The sequence below is a fragment of the Pseudomonas nitroreducens genome (assembly GCF_010994165.1).
GTDB lineage: Bacteria > Pseudomonadota > Gammaproteobacteria > Pseudomonadales > Pseudomonadaceae > Pseudomonas > Pseudomonas nitroreducens.
Window position 1 is genome coordinate 1421585 of sequence record NZ_WMBX01000001.1, and the last position, 17663, is coordinate 1439247.

At 64.3% G+C, this 17663-nt stretch carries 17 protein-coding genes and 4 tRNA genes; 12 read left to right on the forward strand and 9 right to left on the reverse strand.

Annotated features, from left to right (window positions below):
- Positions 1–80: 80 nt before the first annotated feature.
- Together GJV37_RS06780 and GJV37_RS06785 are read right to left on the reverse strand one after the other, a co-directional pair.
- Entirely contained in the window at positions 81–1625 is a 1545-nt protein-coding gene (locus tag GJV37_RS06780) for a collagen-like triple helix repeat-containing protein (RefSeq protein WP_170858425.1), read from the reverse strand.
- Positions 1626–1882: 257 nt separating this feature from the next.
- Positions 1883–2674, reverse strand: coding sequence for a crotonase/enoyl-CoA hydratase family protein (locus GJV37_RS06785; RefSeq protein WP_193452249.1), 792 nt, complete (start codon positions 2672–2674; stop codon positions 1883–1885).
- Between the two features lie 338 nt (positions 2675–3012).
- Here GJV37_RS06785 and GJV37_RS06790 point away from each other — a divergent pair, with 338 nt between their 5' ends.
- A complete protein-coding gene (locus GJV37_RS06790; protein WP_024766950.1) occupies positions 3013–4713 on the forward strand; it encodes a DEAD/DEAH box helicase in 1701 nt (566 codons plus the stop codon).
- A gap of 163 nt (positions 4714–4876) precedes the next feature.
- Here the strand turns inward: GJV37_RS06790 and GJV37_RS06795 are convergent, their stop codons facing one another.
- Complete coding sequence (locus GJV37_RS06795) at positions 4877–5647, reverse strand: DODA-type extradiol aromatic ring-opening family dioxygenase (RefSeq protein WP_054909675.1); 771 nt, start codon at positions 5645–5647, stop codon at positions 4877–4879.
- A gap of 274 nt (positions 5648–5921) precedes the next feature.
- Between GJV37_RS06795 and GJV37_RS06800 the strand changes: the two genes are divergently transcribed.
- Positions 5922–6092, forward strand: a complete 171-nt coding sequence (locus GJV37_RS06800) for a hypothetical protein (RefSeq protein WP_157837676.1) — start codon at positions 5922–5924, stop codon at positions 6090–6092.
- A gap of 11 nt (positions 6093–6103) precedes the next feature.
- Positions 6104–6760, forward strand: coding sequence for a thiopurine S-methyltransferase (locus tag GJV37_RS06805; protein WP_065085078.1), 657 nt, complete (start codon positions 6104–6106; stop codon positions 6758–6760).
- A 56-nt stretch (positions 6761–6816) separates the two neighbouring features.
- Here GJV37_RS06805 and htpX read toward each other — a convergent pair whose 3' ends face one another.
- The 3 genes from htpX to GJV37_RS06820 form a co-directional block, all read right to left on the reverse strand.
- On the reverse strand, positions 6817–7692 hold the full coding sequence (gene htpX / locus GJV37_RS06810) for a protease HtpX (RefSeq protein WP_054909673.1): 876 nt from the start codon (positions 7690–7692) through the stop codon (positions 6817–6819).
- 170 nt (positions 7693–7862) lie between these two features.
- Positions 7863–8303 carry a hypothetical protein gene (locus tag GJV37_RS06815; protein ID WP_038803800.1) on the reverse strand — a complete coding sequence of 147 codons (441 nt, stop codon included), beginning with the start codon at positions 8301–8303 and terminating at the stop codon, positions 7863–7865.
- Between the two features lie 18 nt (positions 8304–8321).
- Positions 8322–9533 carry a pyridoxal phosphate-dependent aminotransferase gene (locus GJV37_RS06820; protein ID WP_024766955.1) on the reverse strand — a complete coding sequence of 404 codons (1212 nt, stop codon included), beginning with the start codon at positions 9531–9533 and terminating at the stop codon, positions 8322–8324.
- A gap of 291 nt (positions 9534–9824) precedes the next feature.
- Between GJV37_RS06820 and msrB the strand changes: the two genes are divergently transcribed.
- From msrB to GJV37_RS06835, 3 genes are all read left to right on the forward strand, one after another.
- Positions 9825–10220, forward strand: a complete 396-nt coding sequence (gene msrB, locus GJV37_RS06825; RefSeq protein WP_037014221.1) for a peptide-methionine (R)-S-oxide reductase MsrB — start codon at positions 9825–9827, stop codon at positions 10218–10220.
- 221 nt (positions 10221–10441) lie between these two features.
- Positions 10442–10924 carry a glutathione peroxidase gene (locus tag GJV37_RS06830; RefSeq protein ID WP_024766957.1) on the forward strand — a complete coding sequence of 161 codons (483 nt, stop codon included), beginning with the start codon at positions 10442–10444 and terminating at the stop codon, positions 10922–10924.
- The gene (locus tag GJV37_RS06835; RefSeq protein WP_024766958.1) at positions 10924–11394 is read left to right on the forward strand and encodes a MarR family winged helix-turn-helix transcriptional regulator; all 471 of its coding nucleotides are present in this window, start codon (positions 10924–10926) and stop codon (positions 11392–11394) included. The genes GJV37_RS06830 and GJV37_RS06835 overlap by 1 nt, the downstream gene beginning before the upstream one ends.
- Position 11395: 1 nt before the next feature.
- On the opposite strand, the gene GJV37_RS06840 is transcribed toward GJV37_RS06835, so the two are convergent.
- The gene (locus GJV37_RS06840) at positions 11396–13762 is read right to left on the reverse strand and encodes an ATP-binding protein (RefSeq protein ID WP_024766959.1); all 2367 of its coding nucleotides are present in this window, start codon (positions 13760–13762) and stop codon (positions 11396–11398) included.
- A gap of 93 nt (positions 13763–13855) precedes the next feature.
- Here GJV37_RS06840 and GJV37_RS06845 point away from each other — a divergent pair, with 93 nt between their 5' ends.
- Positions 13856–14752: an ATP-binding protein gene (locus GJV37_RS06845; RefSeq protein WP_024766960.1), complete on the forward strand. Its 897-nt coding sequence runs from the start codon at positions 13856–13858 to the stop codon at positions 14750–14752.
- Complete coding sequence (locus tag GJV37_RS06850; RefSeq protein ID WP_024766961.1) at positions 14749–15231, forward strand: GAF domain-containing protein; 483 nt, start codon at positions 14749–14751, stop codon at positions 15229–15231. Before GJV37_RS06845 ends, GJV37_RS06850 begins: the two co-directional genes overlap by 4 nt.
- Before the next feature lie 56 nt (positions 15232–15287).
- Here GJV37_RS06850 and GJV37_RS06855 read toward each other — a convergent pair whose 3' ends face one another.
- Positions 15288–15950, reverse strand: a complete 663-nt coding sequence (locus GJV37_RS06855) for a glutathione S-transferase family protein (RefSeq protein ID WP_170858426.1) — start codon at positions 15948–15950, stop codon at positions 15288–15290.
- 48 nt (positions 15951–15998) lie between these two features.
- A complete protein-coding gene (locus GJV37_RS06860; RefSeq protein WP_024766963.1) occupies positions 15999–16769 on the reverse strand; it encodes a hypothetical protein in 771 nt (256 codons plus the stop codon).
- A 215-nt stretch (positions 16770–16984) separates the two neighbouring features.
- On the opposite strand from GJV37_RS06860, the gene GJV37_RS06865 reads away from it, so the two are divergent.
- The 4 genes from GJV37_RS06865 to GJV37_RS06880 all read left to right on the forward strand — a co-directional run bounded on the left by GJV37_RS06865 (position 16985) and on the right by GJV37_RS06880 (position 17448).
- A tRNA-Glu gene (locus GJV37_RS06865) sits at positions 16985–17060 on the forward strand.
- A gap of 2 nt (positions 17061–17062) precedes the next feature.
- Positions 17063–17138 (forward strand) — tRNA-Gly (locus GJV37_RS06870).
- Positions 17139–17223: 85 nt separating this feature from the next.
- Positions 17224–17299: transfer RNA gene (locus GJV37_RS06875), tRNA-Gly, on the forward strand.
- A gap of 73 nt (positions 17300–17372) precedes the next feature.
- Positions 17373–17448, forward strand: a tRNA-Gly gene (locus GJV37_RS06880).
- Positions 17449–17663: the final 215 nt, after the last annotated feature.

Sequence of the window (17663 nt, forward strand, 5' to 3'; positions counted from 1 at the left end):
CTCCATGAGACCGATCTTCTTATTAAAAGACCAGGAGCCGTGGGCGGCTCCTGGTTACTACAGTATGGGCGTAAATCGGATTATTGCTTGGGCGTACCGATCGCCAATCCACCGCCCAGTCCGCCGGTCACACTACCCAGCGCGCCACCCACGGCGCCCAGCGTATTGCCCAGCAGGCCTCCCTGGCCGCTGGTGCCGCCAGTCGTACCGGCGCCAGCGCCGACTGCCACGCCTGAACCCTGGGCATTGCTGCCGATGCCCACGCCAGCGCCGGCGACCAGGCCGCCACCACCGGTGAGGCCGCTGGTCAGGCCGCCGACGGTTCCGGCCACGCCGTTGACCAGGCCCCCGACCGGATTGCTGCCGCCAGAGGCGCCACCGAGGGAGCTGGTGATGCCGCCGACCGCGCCAGTCACACCGCCGACCAGGCCACCCACCGGATTACTGCCACCGGTAGCGCCGCCGAGGGAGCCGGTGATGCCGCCCACTGCACCGGTCACACCGCTGACCAGGCCGCCCACCGGATTGCTGCCACCGGTAGCTCCACCCAGGGAGCCGGTGACACCCCCGAGCAGACCACCGCCCGGATTGCTACCGTTGACCAGGCCGCCGGCGGCACTGACTGCCTGACCCGCATTGCTGACGATTCCGCCGACCGGTGCCAGCGCCGGATTCTGGCTGGCGACCTGGTTGCCTGTCTGGGTCACAACACCGCCGACGGTGGTCAACAGGTTGTTCACCGGCGTTCCCAGTCCGGTGGCGGCGCCGACGCCGCGGGTAGTTCCTTCGACTTTGCCGACCAGGCCGGCGGTGGTACCGCTGAGCTGGGTGGTCAACTGGCTCAGCGGGCCGGTGGTGACCGCGCCGCTGAGCGAGTCGCCGAGCATGGTGATCTTGCCGCCGACACCATCCACCAGGCCGCCCACCTGGCCGGTCAGGCCGTTGAGCGGGGTGTTTGCCAGCACCGGTGCATCACCGATGGCCGCCACGGTGTCACCCAGGCTGCTCACGGCGCCGCCGGTATGGCTCACCAGGCCGGTTACGCCAGCCACGGTAGTGCCTACTGCGTTGGGGTTGTTGCCCAATTGGCCGAGGCCGTTGGTCACGCCGGTGCCGACACTGTCCACGCCTGCGCCGACTTGCTGGACCAGGCTGCCGGCATTCTGCGTGACGCCATTGCCCAGCACCGGCAGGTCAACCGTTTTCACCACGCCGCCCACGGTGCTGACGGTGTCGCCGACATTGGAGACCGCCTGGCCAGTGTTAGTCAGGATATTGCCGGTGGTGCTGGCCGGCGGAGTGGTGGTGCCGCCGCCATCGGTCCCGCCGCCATCCGTGCCGCCACCGCCAGTTCCTCCGGTCCCACCGGTCCCACCGGTCCCACCGGTACCGCCAGTACCGCCAGTTCCTCCGGTGCCGTCGGTGCCACCAGTGCCACCAGTGCCGTCGGTACCGCCTGTGCCGCCAGAGCCACCGGAGCCATCGCCGCCGGAACCGCTGTCGGCGGGTTGTTCGGAACTGCTGCCGGAAGAGTGGTGGCTGCTGCCGCCCTTGCTGCTGCAACCTTGCAGGGAGAGGGCAACGACGAGAAGGGAAAGCGCGAAAACACGGATCGGGCCTGACATGAGAAGTTCCTCCATGAGAACGTCAGTCAGCGGGCTTCCCGGTCGGTATCCGGCGCGTCGCTGAGCTGCTCTGGAGTCAGTTCTAGAGGTTTGTTTTCAGGCGCGAAATTGGAACTTGTATATAGTCGTTTTGTGAATTTTAACTATCTGATTTTAAAGTGAAAACTAAAGGATTATGACCGCCCGTCAGGGGTTTTTAATACCTTGGATATAGCGCTTTTCGCACGATGGTTCCGTTTTGCTTTTTCCGCGAGCGTTCATTTGCCCAGAAATCGACCGTCGCGGCGCTCCAGCATGGCATTCAAACCCTCTTTCGCGTCCTCGGTGGAGAGCAGTTCGCTGGCCATGGCCGGCAGCAGTCTTGCAGCTGCCTCCTCGCCCTCGTCGAGGCTTCTCCGAGCCGAGGCCAGGATTGCGCGGATGCCCAGCGGTGCCTGGGCGGCAACGCGCTGGGCCAGCCAGAGGGCGCGGGGCAGCAGCTCTTCCGGCGCGGTGACCTCCTGCACGAGGCCTATGCGATAGGCCTCGTGCGCATCGAAGGGGTCGCCGGTCAGCAGCCAGCGCATCGCATTGCCCCAGCCGGCCACCTGGTGCATGCGCAAAGTGGCCCCGCCGAAGGGAAAAATGCCGCGCTGTACTTCGAGTTGGGCGAAGCGCGCGTTGCTGGCGCAGAGATTGATGTCGGCGGCGAGCATCAATTCGATGCCCAGGGTGAAGCAATAGCCCTGCGCTGCGACCAGCAAAGGCTTGGTCAGGCGCCGCCCACCGAAGGTGCCCCAGGGGTCGGCGGAGCCTTCGGGCATGCTCCAGCCGGTGCGGAAGGTCTCGCCGATGCTGGCCAGGTCCAGACCGGCGGTGAAATGGTCGCCGTGGGCGAAAACCAGTGCGCAGCGCAGCTCGTCGTCGCGCTCGTACTCGCCAAAGGCCAGCACCAGTTGGGTGAGCATTTCCAGGTCGAAGGCGTTGCGCTTCCCGACCCGGTTCAGGCCCAGCAACAGGACGTGGTCATGGCGTTCGACAGTGATGCGCGGTTCGCTGCTGGCGGTCATGGGCGGGCTCCGGTCGGGTGGCTTGCACGGTATAGCTGGCAGGGGCGGGGTTGTCTATGGGACGACCGTTCGCCGGCCCTGTTCCGAAAAGAAACACATCGGTCAGGATTTTCCGGTATGATACGCGCCGGCCAAACGCTGGCCTCGTTTCGGATCCCGCATTTTTCCGCAGCTTTCACGCTCGGGCTGTGCGTCCGCTGTGCGGACTTCCTTGACGCATTCTTCCAATCTTCATTTCGCAAATCCCCGCTTCCAGCTGCCTGGGTGACTTCATCGTCGTACAGGGCATGCGCAGCTCGGCTATTGGGTCTTTGCGGATGTACTTAGAGGCAAAACCCATGACCCAGGAAACCGCCGGCTTCGCCGCGCTCGGTCTTCACCCCAATGTTCTCGCTGCCATTGCCGCTGTCGGTTATGAAGAGCCGTCGCCGATCCAGGCCCAGTCGATCCCGGTGATCCTCGAAGGCCACGACATGATCGGCCAGGCCCAGACCGGTACCGGCAAGACTGCCGCGTTCGCGCTGCCGTTGCTTTCGCAGATCGAACCCAGCCGCCGTGTCCCGCAGGTGCTGGTGCTGGTTCCGACCCGCGAACTGGCCCTGCAGGTTGCCACCGCTTTCGAGACCTACTCCAAGCAGATGCCGGGCGTCGGCGTCATTGCCGTCTACGGTGGTGCCCCCATGGGCCCGCAGCTCAAGGCCCTGCGCCAGGGCGCCCAGGTCGTGGTCGCCACCCCGGGCCGCCTGTGCGACCACCTGCGCCGCGACGAAAATCTGCTGTCCACCGTCAAGAGCCTGGTCCTCGACGAAGCGGACGAAATGCTCAAGCTCGGCTTCATGGATGACCTCGAAGTGATCTTCGAAGCCATGCCGTCCAGCCGTCAGAGCGTGCTGTTCTCCGCGACCCTGCCGGCTTCGATCCGCAGCATCGCCGAACGCCACCTGAAAGAACCCAAGCACGTCCGCATCGCCGCCAAGACCCAGACCGTCGCCCGCATCGAGCAGGTGCACCTGATGGTCCACGCCGACCAGAAGCCGGCGTCGATCCTGCGCCTGCTGGAAGTCGAACAGTTCGACGCCCTGATCGGCTTCGTCCGCACCAAGCAGGCCACCCTGGATATCGCCGAGCTGCTCGAGCGCCAGGGCTACCGTGCCGCCGCGCTGAACGGCGATATGCCGCAGGCGCAGCGTGAGCGCGTGATCGAGTCCCTCAAGGATGGCTCGCTGGACATTGTCATCGCCACCGACGTTGCTGCTCGCGGCCTGGACGTGGCGCGCATCACCCACGTACTGAACGTGGACATGCCCTACGATCCGGAATCCTACGTGCACCGTATCGGCCGTACCGGCCGTGCCGGCCGCGAAGGCCGCGCCCTGCTGCTGGTGACCCCGCGCGAACGCCGCATGCTGCAGGTGATCGAGCGTGTGACCGGGCAGAAGGTCGGCGAAGTTCGCCTGCCGGACGCCGAGACCGTGCTGGAAGCCCGCCTGAATCGCCTGGCCACCGGCCTGCAACCGCTGCTGGCCAACGCTGTGGCCAACCGTGGCGCCGTGCGCGACGAGCTGTGCCGTCGCCTGGGTACCGACATGGACACCCTGGCCGCCGTGCTGCTGGCCAAGCTCACCGAAGGCAAGGCGTTGGACCTGGAATCGGTCCGCCGCGAACAACCGCTGACCCCGGCGGCTCCGCGCGAGCGCAGCGGTGACCGTTACGAGCGCAGCGAACGTGGCGATCGCCCCGAGCGCGGCGACCGTCCGGAGCGCAGCGGCGAGCGTCGCACCATGGCTCCGCCGTCGGAAGGCAAGGCGCGCTGCCGTACCGCCCTGGGCGCCCGTGATGGCGTGCAGGCGAAGAACCTGCTGGGCGCCATCCTCAACGAGGGTGGCCTGTCCCGCGAGGCCATCGGCCGCATCCAGATCCGCGAGACCTTCAGCCTGATCGAGCTGCCGGAAGAGAACCTCGAGCGTCTGCTGACCAAGCTCAAGGACACCCGCGTCGCCGGCAAGGCCCTGCGCCTGCGTCGTTATCGCGAAGACTGATTCGTCAGTTTCTCGCGAATGAAAAAGCCCCGCCTTGGCGGGGCTTTTTCGTTTCCGGCATCGGCCGGTGCATGCCCTTTAGGAGCGAGCTTGCTCGCGAACCGCCCAACTCCGACGCTGTAGCGAGAAGTTCACGAGCGAGCCCGCACCTGCAAAAGAGCAGTCAGTCGAAGCGGTAGATATCCATCCCCAGCGCGCCAAGCGTGAAGCCGGCGTGCTCCACCGTCATCGCCGAACCGCCGGCGCCGCGGGCGAAGTACAGCGGCAGCAGGTGCTCGTCGCGTGGGTGGTTGCGTACCGCGTAGGGAGCCTGCCGGCGATAGTCGAACAAGGCGGCTTCGTCGTCGGCTTCCAGCCGCGCCACCATCCAGTCGCGGAACGCCTTGGCCCAGGGGGTGATCACCTCGGGGCCTGCGTGCCAGTCCAGTTCGCCCAGGTTGTGGGTGATGCTGCCTGAGCCGATCAGCAGGATGCCTTCATCGCGCAGTTTGCGCAGGGCAGCGCCGACCCGGTGCTGCATGGGGGCGCCGAGGCGGCTGGGCAGGGACAACTGCACGACGGGGATGTCGGCTTCCGGGTACATCAGGCTCAGCGGCACCCAGGCGCCGTGGTCCAGCGGGCGTTCGGGGTCGAGGGTGGCAGGCAGGCCGGCCTCGGCCAGCAGTTCAGCGACTCGCTGCGCCAGCTCCGGCGAGCCGGCGGCCGGGTACTGCACGGCGTAGAGCTCGGGCGGAAAGCCGTAGAAGTCGTGCCAGGTGTCCGGCATGGGCGACGCGGTGATGCGCAGGTCGGGCGTTTCCCAATGGGCGGAAACCACCAGGATGGCCTTGGGGCGCGGCAATTCGCGGGCCAGACGTTTCAGGGGGGCGTCGCTGGCGCCGGGATCCAGAGCCAGCATGGGGGAGCCGTGGGAGATGAAGAGGGCAGGGAGCATGACGAACCTCGCTACTTGAATACCTCTATGTTCACGCGCTCAAAGATCGAAATCCAGTATAGGTTTTTGACTTTAATGATCGTAAGAATCGATGTTTGACGCGATATCTCCCGCAGCCTGCTTCGCTGCAAAAGTGCCAACTGGGTTGCAGAGTGGCGGAGCCAGCCGCCATAAGACGCTTTGAGGGGATGTCAGTCGGACTATGCGTTAGAGTTTGCGGAAATTTCCGAAACAGATGGCGAATTCAGCTATGCAGCAAGGCGAACAAGTCCTGATGCTCGAGATCGGCGACTGCCTCCGTCTGGAGGACGGTACCGAAATCTGCGTGCAGCGGGTCCGCGGTGATCAGGTGCGGCTGAAGATTCTCGAGGCCGGAGAAAGTCAGCGCGAGCGGCGCGGCGCCTGGTGGCGCTGGCTGTTGCCCCGCGCTTTGCGCAGTGTTTGAGCAGGTGATCTATGCAGCATGAGTTCTGGCAGTCGCGCTGGGCGCGCAATGAAATCGGTTTCCATCAGCAGTCGGTGAATCCCGGACTGCAGCGCAACTGGCCGGGCCTGGGGTTGCCCGAGGAGTCGCAGGTGCTGGTGCCGCTCTGCGGCAAGAGCCTGGACATGCTCTGGCTGGCCCAGTGGGGATATCACGTGCTGGGAGTCGAACTGGCCGAGCGCGCTGCCGTCGACTTCTTCACCGAGCTGGGTGTCACTCCGCAGGTCACCGAGGATGGCGCGCTGCGCCGCTACAGTTTCGAGCGCCTGGAGATTCTCCAGGGCGATTTCTTCGATGTCACCGCTGAACAGGTGGCGGGGTGCAGCGCACTGTACGACCGCGCGGCGCTGATCGCCTTGCCGCCGGACCTGCGTGCTGACTATGCGGCCCATCTGCAGCGCATCCTGCCGTCTCGCTCACGCGGGCTGCTGGTGACCCTGGAATACCCTCAGGCCGAGATGGATGGCCCGCCGTTCGCCGTGCTGGCGCCGGAAGTGCACGAGCTCTTCGCCGAGGACTGGGAGGTGACGGAGGTGGAGCGCCTCGATGTGCTGGCGGAGAACCCGAAGTTTCTCAAGCGTGGCGTCGGTCATCTGGACGAAGTGGTGTTCACGCTCCGCCGGGGCTGAATCGCAGGTATGAAAAAGGGCGACCCGAGGGTCGCCCTTTTTTGTCGCGTCGAAGCTTAGCGGCCGGCGGCGCGCAGGGCTTCGATGCGGTCTTCCAGCGGCGGGTGGCTCATGAACAGGCCGGCGAGGCCATGCTTGAGGTTGCCGTTGATACCGAAGGCCTGCAGCGAGTCGGGCATCTGCACCGGCACACCCTGTTCGGCGCGCAGACGTTGCAGGGCGGCGATCATCGCGCCGGTACTGGCCAGGCGGGCGCCGGCTTCGTCGGCGCGGTATTCGCGTTTGCGCGAGAACCACATGACGATGATGCTGGCGAGGATACCCAGGACCAGTTCGGCGAAGATGGTCGCGACGAAGTAGCCGATGCCCGGGCCGTCTTCGTTCTTCAGGATCACCTTGTCGACGAAGTTGCCGAAGATGCGCGCGAAGAACATCACGAAGGTGTTCACCACGCCCTGGATCAGCGCCAGGGTGACCATGTCGCCGTTGGCCACGTGGCCGATCTCGTGGGCGAGTACGGCTTTCACTTCTTCAGGCGAGAAGCGCTCCAGCAGGCCCTGGCTGACCGCGACCAGCGCGTCGTTGCGGTTCCAGCCGGTGGCGAAGGCGTTGGCCTCGTAGGCGGGGAAGATACCCACTTCCGGCATCTTGATGCCGGCTTCGCGGGACAGCTCTTCCACGGTCTGCAGCAGCCACTGTTCATGACGGGTGCGCGGCTGGCTGATGATCTCGGTGCCGGTGCTCATCTTCGCCATCCACTTGGAGATGAACAGCGAAACCAGGGAGCCGGCGAAGCCGAAGACGGCACAGAAAATCAGAAGGCTACCGTAATTCTGGCCGGTGAATCGGTCCACGCCGAGCAATTTCAGGGTGATGCTGGCGATCACCAGAACTGCCAGGTTGGTGGCCAGGAACAACAGGATGCGCATCATGGCGTAAAGCTTCTCCTCACGGTGACGGGGCGAAAGCCGCCTTGGAATGCGGCTTTCCGGATCGCCGGGCGCAACGCGCTCGGGATCGCTGAATAGTATGCGGGGTATATACGGATGGCCCCCAGGTGATTCAACTCGGGGACTATTTCAACTTGTGTCGTCTGCCTGTACTACGAGCGCCCCAGGTCGCTCTCGAAGAGTAGACGGGTCAGCCGGGCGATGCGTTCCCCGTGCCGGCTGGCCAGTGCATCGCGCAGCTGGTTGGCCAGCGTGGCCTGGTCGCGGCGCACGCTGGGCGGCAGTTCCTGGTCGTCGCGCACGGCATGGGGGACGAGGCGGGTCAGGCGCAGGAAGGCTTTTTCGCTGAGCACCGCCTGGTCCAATGCTTCGTAACGAATGGTTGCCTCGAAGCGCAGGTAGCCTTCTTCGGCCAACCACAGCAGCGCGCCCAGACAGCTCTGGTGGCGGGTGCTGGGCAGGCCGAATTCGTCGGGCTCTTCCCGGCCGATCAGGTCCTCGACGTAGAGGGCGATCTTGCGCGGGAAGGCCTGGTAGAGCGTCAGCAGGCCGCCGGCTGCGTCCTTGTAGAAGTCGTCGATCTGCAGATCCATCAGTTCACTGGCGATGATTTATTGGCGATAGCTTTTCAGGAAGTTGCCGATGCGTCCGATGGCCTGTTCCAGGTCATCGAGTCGAGGCAGGGTAACGACCCTGAAGTGATCCGGCCAGGGCCAGTTGAAGGCGGTGCCCTGAACGATGAGCAACTTCTCGGAAAGCAGCAGGTCGAGGACGAACTTCTCGTCGTTGTGGATCGGGCAGACCTTCGGGTCGATGCGCGGGAAGGCGTAGAGCGCGCCCATGGGCTTCACGCAACTGACGCCGGGAATGTCGTTGAGCAGTTCCCAGGCGCGGTTGCGCTGCTCCAGCAGGCGGCCGCCCGGCAGCACCAGGTCGTTGATGCTCTGGTAGCCGCCCAGCGCTGTCTGGATGGCGTGCTGGCTCGGCACGTTGGCGCACAGGCGCATGTTGGCGAGGATATCCAGGCCCTCGATATAGCTCTGTGCCTTGTGCTTGGGGCCTGAAATGGCGATCCAGCCGGAGCGGAAGCCCGCCACGCGGTAGGACTTGGACAGGCCGTTGAAGGTCAGGCAGAGGACGTCCGGCGCCAGCGACGCGGTGGAGATGTGCTGGGCCTCGTCGTAGAGGATCTTGTCGTAGATCTCGTCGGAGAAGATCACCAGGTTGTGCTGGCGCGCCAGCTCGACGATGTCCAGCAGCACTTCCTTCGAGTAGACCGCGCCGGTGGGGTTGTTCGGGTTGATCAGCACCAGCGCCTTGGTATTGCTGGTGATCTTCGCCTTCATGTCGGCGACGTCGGGGAACCAGCCGGCCTGCTCGTCGCACAGGTAATGCACCGGCTTGCCGCCGGAGAGGGCGACCGAGGCGGTCCACAGCGGATAGTCGGGCGCCGGAATCAGCACCTCGTCACCGTTGTTGAGCAGCGCCTGCAGGGCCATGACGATCAGCTCGGATACGCCGTTGCCCAGGTAGATGTCCTCGATGCCGACGCCTTCCACCTGCTTCTGCTGGTAGTACTGCATTACTGCCTTGCGCGCGCTGAACAGGCCCTTGGAGTCGCTGTAGCCCTGGGCGGTGGGCAGGTTGCGGATGACGTCCTGGAGGATTTCGTCCGGCGCCTCGAAACCGAACGGCGCCGGGTTGCCGATGTTCAGCTTGAGGATGCGATGGCCTTCCTCTTCCAGGCGTTTGGCGTGCTTGAGCACGGGCCCGCGAATGTCGTAGCAGACGTTGGCGAGCTTGTTCGATTTGGTGACCTGCATGATCTGGGATTCCGAAATAGTCCGCGGCCGGCGACTTGGCAGGCTGTAACGCGGGTGACAGACTGGCGTCAAATGATGGGTTCGGAAGTGCTTTTCCCTGGTATCGACCCTGAAAATCGACAGGAAAACAGTGGATTTCTCGAAAAAGTAGAGTTTTTAAGGCTTTTCTATCGCGAGAATGTCTCTGTGCGGCAGATTCTGAACCTGACGTTAACCACGCGCATCATACGTGCGGCCCGATTCCCGGAAAAGGAGGCATCGGGCATTTTTTCCATTAATGGAGGCAGATCGATGGAAAAGCTGGAAAAGCCCCTGGATTCCTGGCGTGACGAACTCACCGACGAGCAGTTCCATGTCTGCCGTCTGGGCGGCACCGAGCGCGCCTTCACCGGCGAATACCACGACACCAAGACACCCGGCATCTACCACTGCGTGTGCTGCGGTACCGCGCTGTTCGATTCCGACGCCAAGTACGACTCCGGCAGCGGCTGGCCGAGCTATTTCCAGCCGGTCAATGGCGAGGTGGTCAAGGAGTTGGAAGACTTCAGCCATGGCATGCACCGCATCGAAGTACGCTGCGGCAAGTGCGATTCGCACCTGGGCCACGTCTTCCCCGACGGCCCGCGGCCGACCGGGCTGCGCTACTGCATCAATTCGGCGTCGTTGAAGTTGGTGCCTAAAGAGTGACCTCAAGGCCCGCCACCGAGCGGGCCTTTTGGCTTTTTGTAGGAGCGAGCTTGCTCGCGAACCCGTCCAGTTCGGTTGCCGCCGGAAAGTTCGTTCGCGAGCAAGCTCGCTCCTGCAGGGTGATGAGGGGGCATTCAGTGGGTGATTCGCGATCAATTGAATTGCACACAATTTAATTGATCACTATTCTTCAATCTCCCACTTTTCCGGAGCCATGTCCGATGAGCGATGCACTGCTGAATATTCCCGTGACTACCATCAAGGGCGAACAGAAGACCCTGGCCGATTTCGGCGGCAAGGCGTTGCTGGTGGTGAATACCGCCAGCCAGTGCGGCTTCACTCCGCAGTACAAGGGGCTGGAGAAGCTCTGGCGGCAGTACAAGGACAGGGGCCTGGTGGTACTCGGTTTCCCCTGCAACCAGTTCGGCAAGCAGGAGCCTGGTAACGAAGGGGAAATCACCCAGTTCTGCGAGTTGAATTTCGGCGTGAGCTTCCCGCTGTTCAAGAAGATCGACGTCAACGGCGCCGAGGCCCACCCGCTTTATGTGCAACTGAAGAAGCGCGCGCCGGGCCTGCTGGGCAGCCAGGGCATCAAGTGGAACTTCACCAAGTTCCTGATCGGCCAGGACGGTCAGTTGGTCAAGCGCTTTGCCCCGACCACCAAGCCCGAGCAACTGTCCGCCGAGATCGAAGCGCTGCTGTGATGAAAGACGCTGTATCCCTGCCCGCAGAGCTGCAACTGGACAACCAGCTGTGCTTCCGCCTGTACGCCGTGTCCCGCGCGGTGATCCGTGGCTACCGGCCGATGCTCGAAGCGCTCGGCCTGACCTACCCGCAGTACCTGGCCATGCTGGTGCTCTGGGAGTGGCAGGCCGAGCCGCCGGAGCAGCCTTCGGTGAAGGCCCTGGGCGAACGGTTGATGCTTGACTCCGGCACCCTCACGCCGCTGCTCAAGCGCCTGGAGCAACTGGGCCTGGTGCAGCGCCGTCGCGCGCAGCATGACGAGCGTGAGGTGCACCTGGGCCTGACGTCGGAGGGGGCGGCATTGCGCGAGAAGGTGCTGCCGCTGCGGGAGGAACTGCTGTGTCGCAGTGGTATCGACCTGAGCGTCACCGATGGCCTGCGCGAGCAGTTGGACGGCCTGCTGCGGCAATTGACCCAGCTGGACGCCTGAGTCAGCCGCGCGACCGGGTACCGGCCCAGCGTTCGAGGATGGCGGCCAGCTCGTCGCGGTGGAAAGGCTTGGCGAGGTAATCGTCCATGCCGGCGGCGCGACAGCGTTCGCGCTCGTCCGGCAGGGCATTGGCGGTCAGGGCGATCACCGGCAGGCTCGGCCAGCGGCCGCTCTCGCGGATCTCGCGGGTGGCTTGGTAGCCGTCCATCACCGGCATGTTGCAGTCCATCAGCACCAGGTCGAATTCGGCGCTGGCGAGCTGCTGCAACGCCTCCTCGCCATTGTTGGCGATGCCCACCTGGCACCCCAGTTTCTGCAACAGGCCGCGCGCGACCAGTTGGTTGACCGGGTTGTCCTCCACCAGCAGCACGCGGGCGGAGAATTGCTCCAGTGCCGCAGTGCCCGGCGCTTTTGCCGTGGGTAGAGGCTGGTGCTCGAACGCCTGTTTCAGTGCCTGGTAGAGCACGGCGCGCGACAGCGGGCGCGCCAGCTGCCGCAAGGGCGCCAGGCGCTGGGCCATCTCGGGCTCGAGGAAGTTGCCATAGGCCGTCACCAGCAACACCGGCTTGGTGACGTTCTGGCGCAGGCCGATCAGGCAGTCCGGGCAATCCGAGAGCAGCGCGTCCAGCTCCACTCCGGCCAGGCTGGCGTCGATGTCCAGGCGCTGGTAGTCCACGCCCCATGCCGGCAGCCAGCTCTGCAGCAGCGCGGCCAGCCCGCTGCTGGCGGCGCACTGCACGATCAGCTTGCCGTTCAGTTGCGCCAGCGGTTGTGCGGGTTCCAGCGTCGTCAGGGGCAGGGTGACGGCGAACTCGCTGCCCAGGCCCGGTTCGGAGGTGACGCTCAGCTCGCCTTGCATCGCCTCACAGAGCTTGCGCGTCAGCGCCAGGCCCAGCCCGGTGCCGCCATACTGGCGGGCAATGCCGGCGTCGGCCTGGGTGAAGGGCTGGAAGATCTTCTGCAGGGCCTCGGGCGCCACGCCGATGCCGGTGTCGCGGACGCTGATGTGCACGCCATGGTCCAGAGGATCGACGCGGACATCCACACGGCCGAAGCGGGTGAACTTGAGGGCATTGGACAGCAGGTTGCTGATCACCTGGCGCACCCGGGTCGGGTCGCCGGAAAGCTGGGCCGGCAGCTGCGGGCTGATCAGGCAGGTGAGTTCCACGGCGGGACCGGCGTTCTGCGACAGCAGGCTGGCGGTGTCTTCCACGAGGGTACCGAGGTCGAAGGGGATCTGCTCCAGCTCCAGTTGGCCGGCCTCGAACTTGGAGAGGTCGAGTACGTCGTTGAGCAGGTCCACCAGCACCTTGCCCGAATCATGGGCGATGGACAGCTGCTGGCGCTGCTCGGCGGTGAGCGGGCCGTCCAGCGCCAGACCGAGCATGCCCAGCAGGCCGTTGAGCGGCGTGCGGATCTCGTGGCTCATGTTGGCCAGGAAGCTGCCACGTGCCTGGGCCATGGCCAGGGCGTTCTGCCGGGCCTGCTCCAGTTCCTGGTTGGACAGGGTCAGGCGCGCGTTGGCTGCCTTCAATTCGGCGGTGCGGGCGGCGACGATGCTTTCCAGTTCTTCCAGATACTGGGTCAGGCGGTCCTCCGCCTCGCGGCGCTGTTCCATCTCCACCGAGATGCGGTTGAGCTGGCGATTGGTGACCTCCACCAGCACACCGATCTCGTCGCGCTCATGGCCTCGCGGGCAGGGCAGTCGCAGGCGGGAGGGCGAGCGCGGGTCGTGGCGGGACAGGGCTTCGATCAGGCTCACCAGGGGCTTGGTCAGCAGCGCGTAGAAGAGCACCAGCAGGATCAGTGAGAGCATCAGGCTGCGGATGAAGCCGGAAATGAAGGTCATCCCGGCGCGGCGCAGGAAGTCGTTGCCGAAGACGAAGGTGTCGATCTCCAGGCGCAGCACGCCGAGCGATTCTGCTGGGGCATGCTCGACGAACAGCGGTTCCTCGTAGGTGCGCTGCTGGCCGAAGAGGAAATCGCTCAGGCCTCGCAGGTGGCTTTCCGCCGGTGGTCGGTCGGCGCTGGCCAGGGGCACGCCGGCGTTATCGATGATCTCGGCGCGGATCACCGCAGGCGAGCGCAGCAGTCCCACGACCAGTTCCTGGGCCAGTTCGGCGTCGATGTTGTAGGCGATGCGGGCGGCGGGGTTGTGGCTGACGTCCAGCAGGGCGCGCACTTCGCGGTTGATGGAGGCGTCCTGGCTGGCATAATCGACGCCTACCTGGATGAGGCTCAGCAGGGTGCCCAGGATGAACGCCACCAGCACCGTCAGGCTGGCCTGCTTGAACGAGAGGCGATGAGTGAGCGCAATATCCATGGTTGCGGAGCGTCGCCTCGCAGAAGCTTTCCTGCGGCGTAGCATAGCCCATCGGAACCGTCTGTCGGGATAGCCCGAAGGCGAAGAAATTCCCGGTTCTCAACCCGTAGAGCCGCGTCGAAGAATATGGAGACCCGCGTGGATTCTCGTCTGAACGATTTTCTCGCCCGCGCCGAAGCGCTGATGGTGCGCCTGGAGCCTTTGCTGCCCGCCGTCCGCGAAACGCTGGACTGGCAGCACAGCCTGGCGGCGCGCTGGCATCGCGACGGCCGCAGCGGTTACCTGCAACCGCTCAAGGTCAGCCTCGACCTGCGCCTGGACGACCTGCTGGGCGTCGACCGGCAGCGCGAGCAACTGGCGCGCAACACCCGGCAGTTCGTTGCGGGCCAACCGGCCAACCATGCGTTGCTGTGGGGCGCCCGCGGCACCGGCAAGTCCTCGCTGGTCCGCGCGCTGCTGGCGGAGCTGGCCGGCGAAGGACTGCGCCTGATCGAGATCGAGCGCGACCACCTCGCCGACCTGCCGCGCGTGGTCGAGCAGATCCAGGGGCTGCCGCAGCGCTTCGTGCTGTTCTGCGACGACCTCTCGTTCGACGCCGGCGAAGGCGACTTCCGCGTCCTCAAGAGCGTGCTCGACGGCTCGCTGGAGCAGGCGCCGGACAACGTGCTGCTCTACGCCACGTCCAACCGTCGCCATCTGGTCTCGGAGAAGCAGAGCGACAACGAGAACTGGAAGATGGTCGATGGCGAGTTGCACCCCAACGAAGCCGTCGAAGACAAGATCGCCCTGTCCGACCGTTTCGGCCTGTGGCTGTCCTTCTATCCCTTCACCCAGGAGCACTTCCTCAGCGTGGTGCGTCACTGGGTCGAGGTGCTCGCGCAGAAGTCCGGGCTCGCTGCCTGGACCTGGGACGAGGCGCTGGAGAAGGAAGCCATCCGCTGGGCGCTCGGGCGCGGCAACCGTAATGGCCGCTGTGCCTATCAATTCGCCCGCTACTGGGTGGGCAGACAATTGCTGGAAGGAGAGACCCCATGATCGATCTGCAACAGGCCGGTGCCGGCCTTGGCGGCTACGCGCTGCTGGCCGCCCAGGCGGAGTCGCTGTTTGCCGACGAGCGCGATTTCATCGCCAACGCCTCGCAGTTTTCCGCGTTCCTGTTCAACGAGTTGGCGGACCTGAACTGGGCCGGCTTCTACCTGAACCGCAACGAGGAACTGGTGCTCGGCCCGTTCCAGGGCAAGGTCGCCTGCGTGCGCATTCCCTTCAGCAAGGGCGTGTGTGGCGCCGCGGCGCGCACCCGGGAAACCCAGCGTGTCGAAGATGTGCACGCATTCCCCGGCCACATCGCCTGTGACAGCGCCTCCAACAGCGAGCTGGTGGTGCCGCTGGTGAAGGACGGCCGCCTGATCGGCGTGCTGGATCTGGACAGCCCGAAGGTTGGCCGATTCAGTGAGGAGGACCAGGCAGGTATCGAACGCCTGGTGGAGATTTTCCTGCGCCTCTCCGACTGCTGATCCGCGCCCATGAAAAAGCCCCGCCTAGGCGGGGCTTTTTCGTTCATGCAGGAAGATCAGCGCTTGGCCATGATCTTGGCGATGATCTGCAGCTCACCCTGGACGATTTCGGCGAGGGCAGGGCGGGCCAGGGTGCGCTCGAAATGCGCTGCCAGCTTCGGCCAGCGTTGGGCGTCCAGTTCTTCCTCGCCGTGGCGCAGGTTTACCAGCTGGCAGGCGATGGCGATGTCGGCGAGGCTGAAACGGTCGTCGACGAACCATTGCTGCTGGCACAGGCACTTTTCCAGGTAGTCGAAGTGTTCGGGGAGCTTCTCCTGCATGGCGCCTTTGACCGCCACTTCATCGCAGACCTTGCCCATCAGCGGCTTGAGCAGGCGGTTGCGGAACACGGTGAAGGTGGTCAGCGGCGCCAGCTCGTAGTCGGCGTACTTCTCCAGCCAGTTGATCCGTGCGCGGGACTCGGCGCCTGTGCCGCACAGCGGGTCGCGCTGCGGGTCACGGTCTTCCAGGTAATGGCAGATGACGCTGGAGTCGGCGAGGGTGAAGTCACCATCGCGGATCGCCGGTACGCGACGCAGCGGGTTGAGTTCGCGGTACCAGTCCGGCTGGTTGAACGGGTTGATGTTCTCCAGTTGGTAATCGAAGCCTTTCTCGGCCGCGAACAGGCGGACTTTGCGAACGAAGGGGGACAGCGGGGCGCCGAAGACGACGAGGCTCATGCAAGGCTCCTGGGGCGAAGGTGGCCGGGTTGGTGATTCGACGACGGATCAGTCGTAAAGGTTCTTCTTCTTCCAGATATCGTCTTCGTCCAGCGCCTTGAGGCCGTCGCCCAGTTCGCTCTGTTCATCCACGGCGGGCTGGGAGGTTTCCAGTACCAGAGCGTTGGCGTGGGCCAGCTGGGCTTCCATCTGCTTGAGCTGCGCCTGGTAGCGGCCGATCTCCGGTTGCTTCTGCAGGTACTGTGCGCCGCGCTCGAAGGCCAGGCGTGCCTGCCGCGGTTGGCCCTGCTGGAGCGCCTGCTGGCCGAGGTTGCCGAAGAACTCTATATGGAGGAGGGTGAGCAGGTGGCGGATTTCCTTCACCCATTTCTGCGCTTCCACCCGAGGCAGCATGTTGTCCTGGGCGCAGCGGGTAAGCTGGGCATGCAGCGCTTCGAAGAGGAAGCGCACGTCCTTGGCCTTGGCCTCGGTGAGGATCGGTTGTGGCGCATTCTTGACCGGAATGGACTCGCCCTTGGCCACCAGGCCGCGCAGCTCTTCAATTCGCTGCCTGAGCGCAGCGTTCTGCTTGTCGACGGCCAGCAGGCGTTCGCTGAGGCTCAGTTCGAAGCCGCTGAGCAGCAGCTTCAGTGCCGGCGACATGAATTGGCCGGGCAGGGATTCGGAAACATCGGCGCAGCGCCGGCAGCGGTCGGCCAGATCGGCCTTCAGGCGCGCCTGCTCCAGCTTGCGGTTTTCCACCAGATGGTTGATGTAGCCGATAGCGACCAGCAGGGCGATACCGACGAGAACCAGGACCGTAATGACGATTGGCGACACCGTGGAGTGCTCCGGATGTTTTCCGCGAGTGTAATGTCTTAGTGATACTGCTGATAGCGGCAGCTCGGTTTTTACCCAGAAGTCTTTGATTTAAAAATAATTTCTCTGAAGGGTTGACGACCCTTCAAAGCCTCCCTAGAATGCGCGCCACTTCGACGCGAAACGCAGAATTTGCCGCAGCGACGAAGTCGGAAAGATGTTAAGTTCCGGGCCGCGTCCCCTTCGTCTAGTGGCCTAGGACACCGCCCTTTCACGGCGGTAACAGGGGTTCGAGTCCCCTAGGGGACGCCATTGCGGGAATAGCTCAGTTGGTAGAGCACGACCTTGCCAAGGTCGGGGTCGCGAGTTCGAGTCTCGTTTCCCGCTCCAGATTCTCGATCATTGCCTCTGGCAGTGACCGAAAGATGAAATGGCGTTACCCTTCGGCGAAAGCTGAAGGTTGCAACAAGTTGATGCGGGAATAGCTCAGTTGGTAGAGCACGACCTTGCCAAGGTCGGGGTCGCGAGTTCGAGTCTCGTTTCCCGCTCCAAATCGGAACGCCGCCTCTCTAGGCGGCGTTTTCGTTAACCTGAGGCGCAAGCTGAAGGTTACTGCAAGTTGATGCGGGAATAGCTCAGTTGGTAGAGCACGACCTTGCCAAGGTCGGGGTCGCGAGTTCGAGTCTCGTTTCCCGCTCCAGAATCGAAACGCCGCCCTTCGGGGCGGCGTTTTCGTTTGTGCGATGAAAATCTTACCGCCGCCGCGCACCATCCTCTACGGGCCGAATTCCGGCTGCCATCCTTGGCCTCTCTTCTGCATTCATTGCTCCGCCGTGGGCTTGGGGCTTCCCCGCTATCTACCGGCAAATCCGCTCTGGCGCCTGTATTGAGGAAAATTCCGACGCAGCCCTGAGG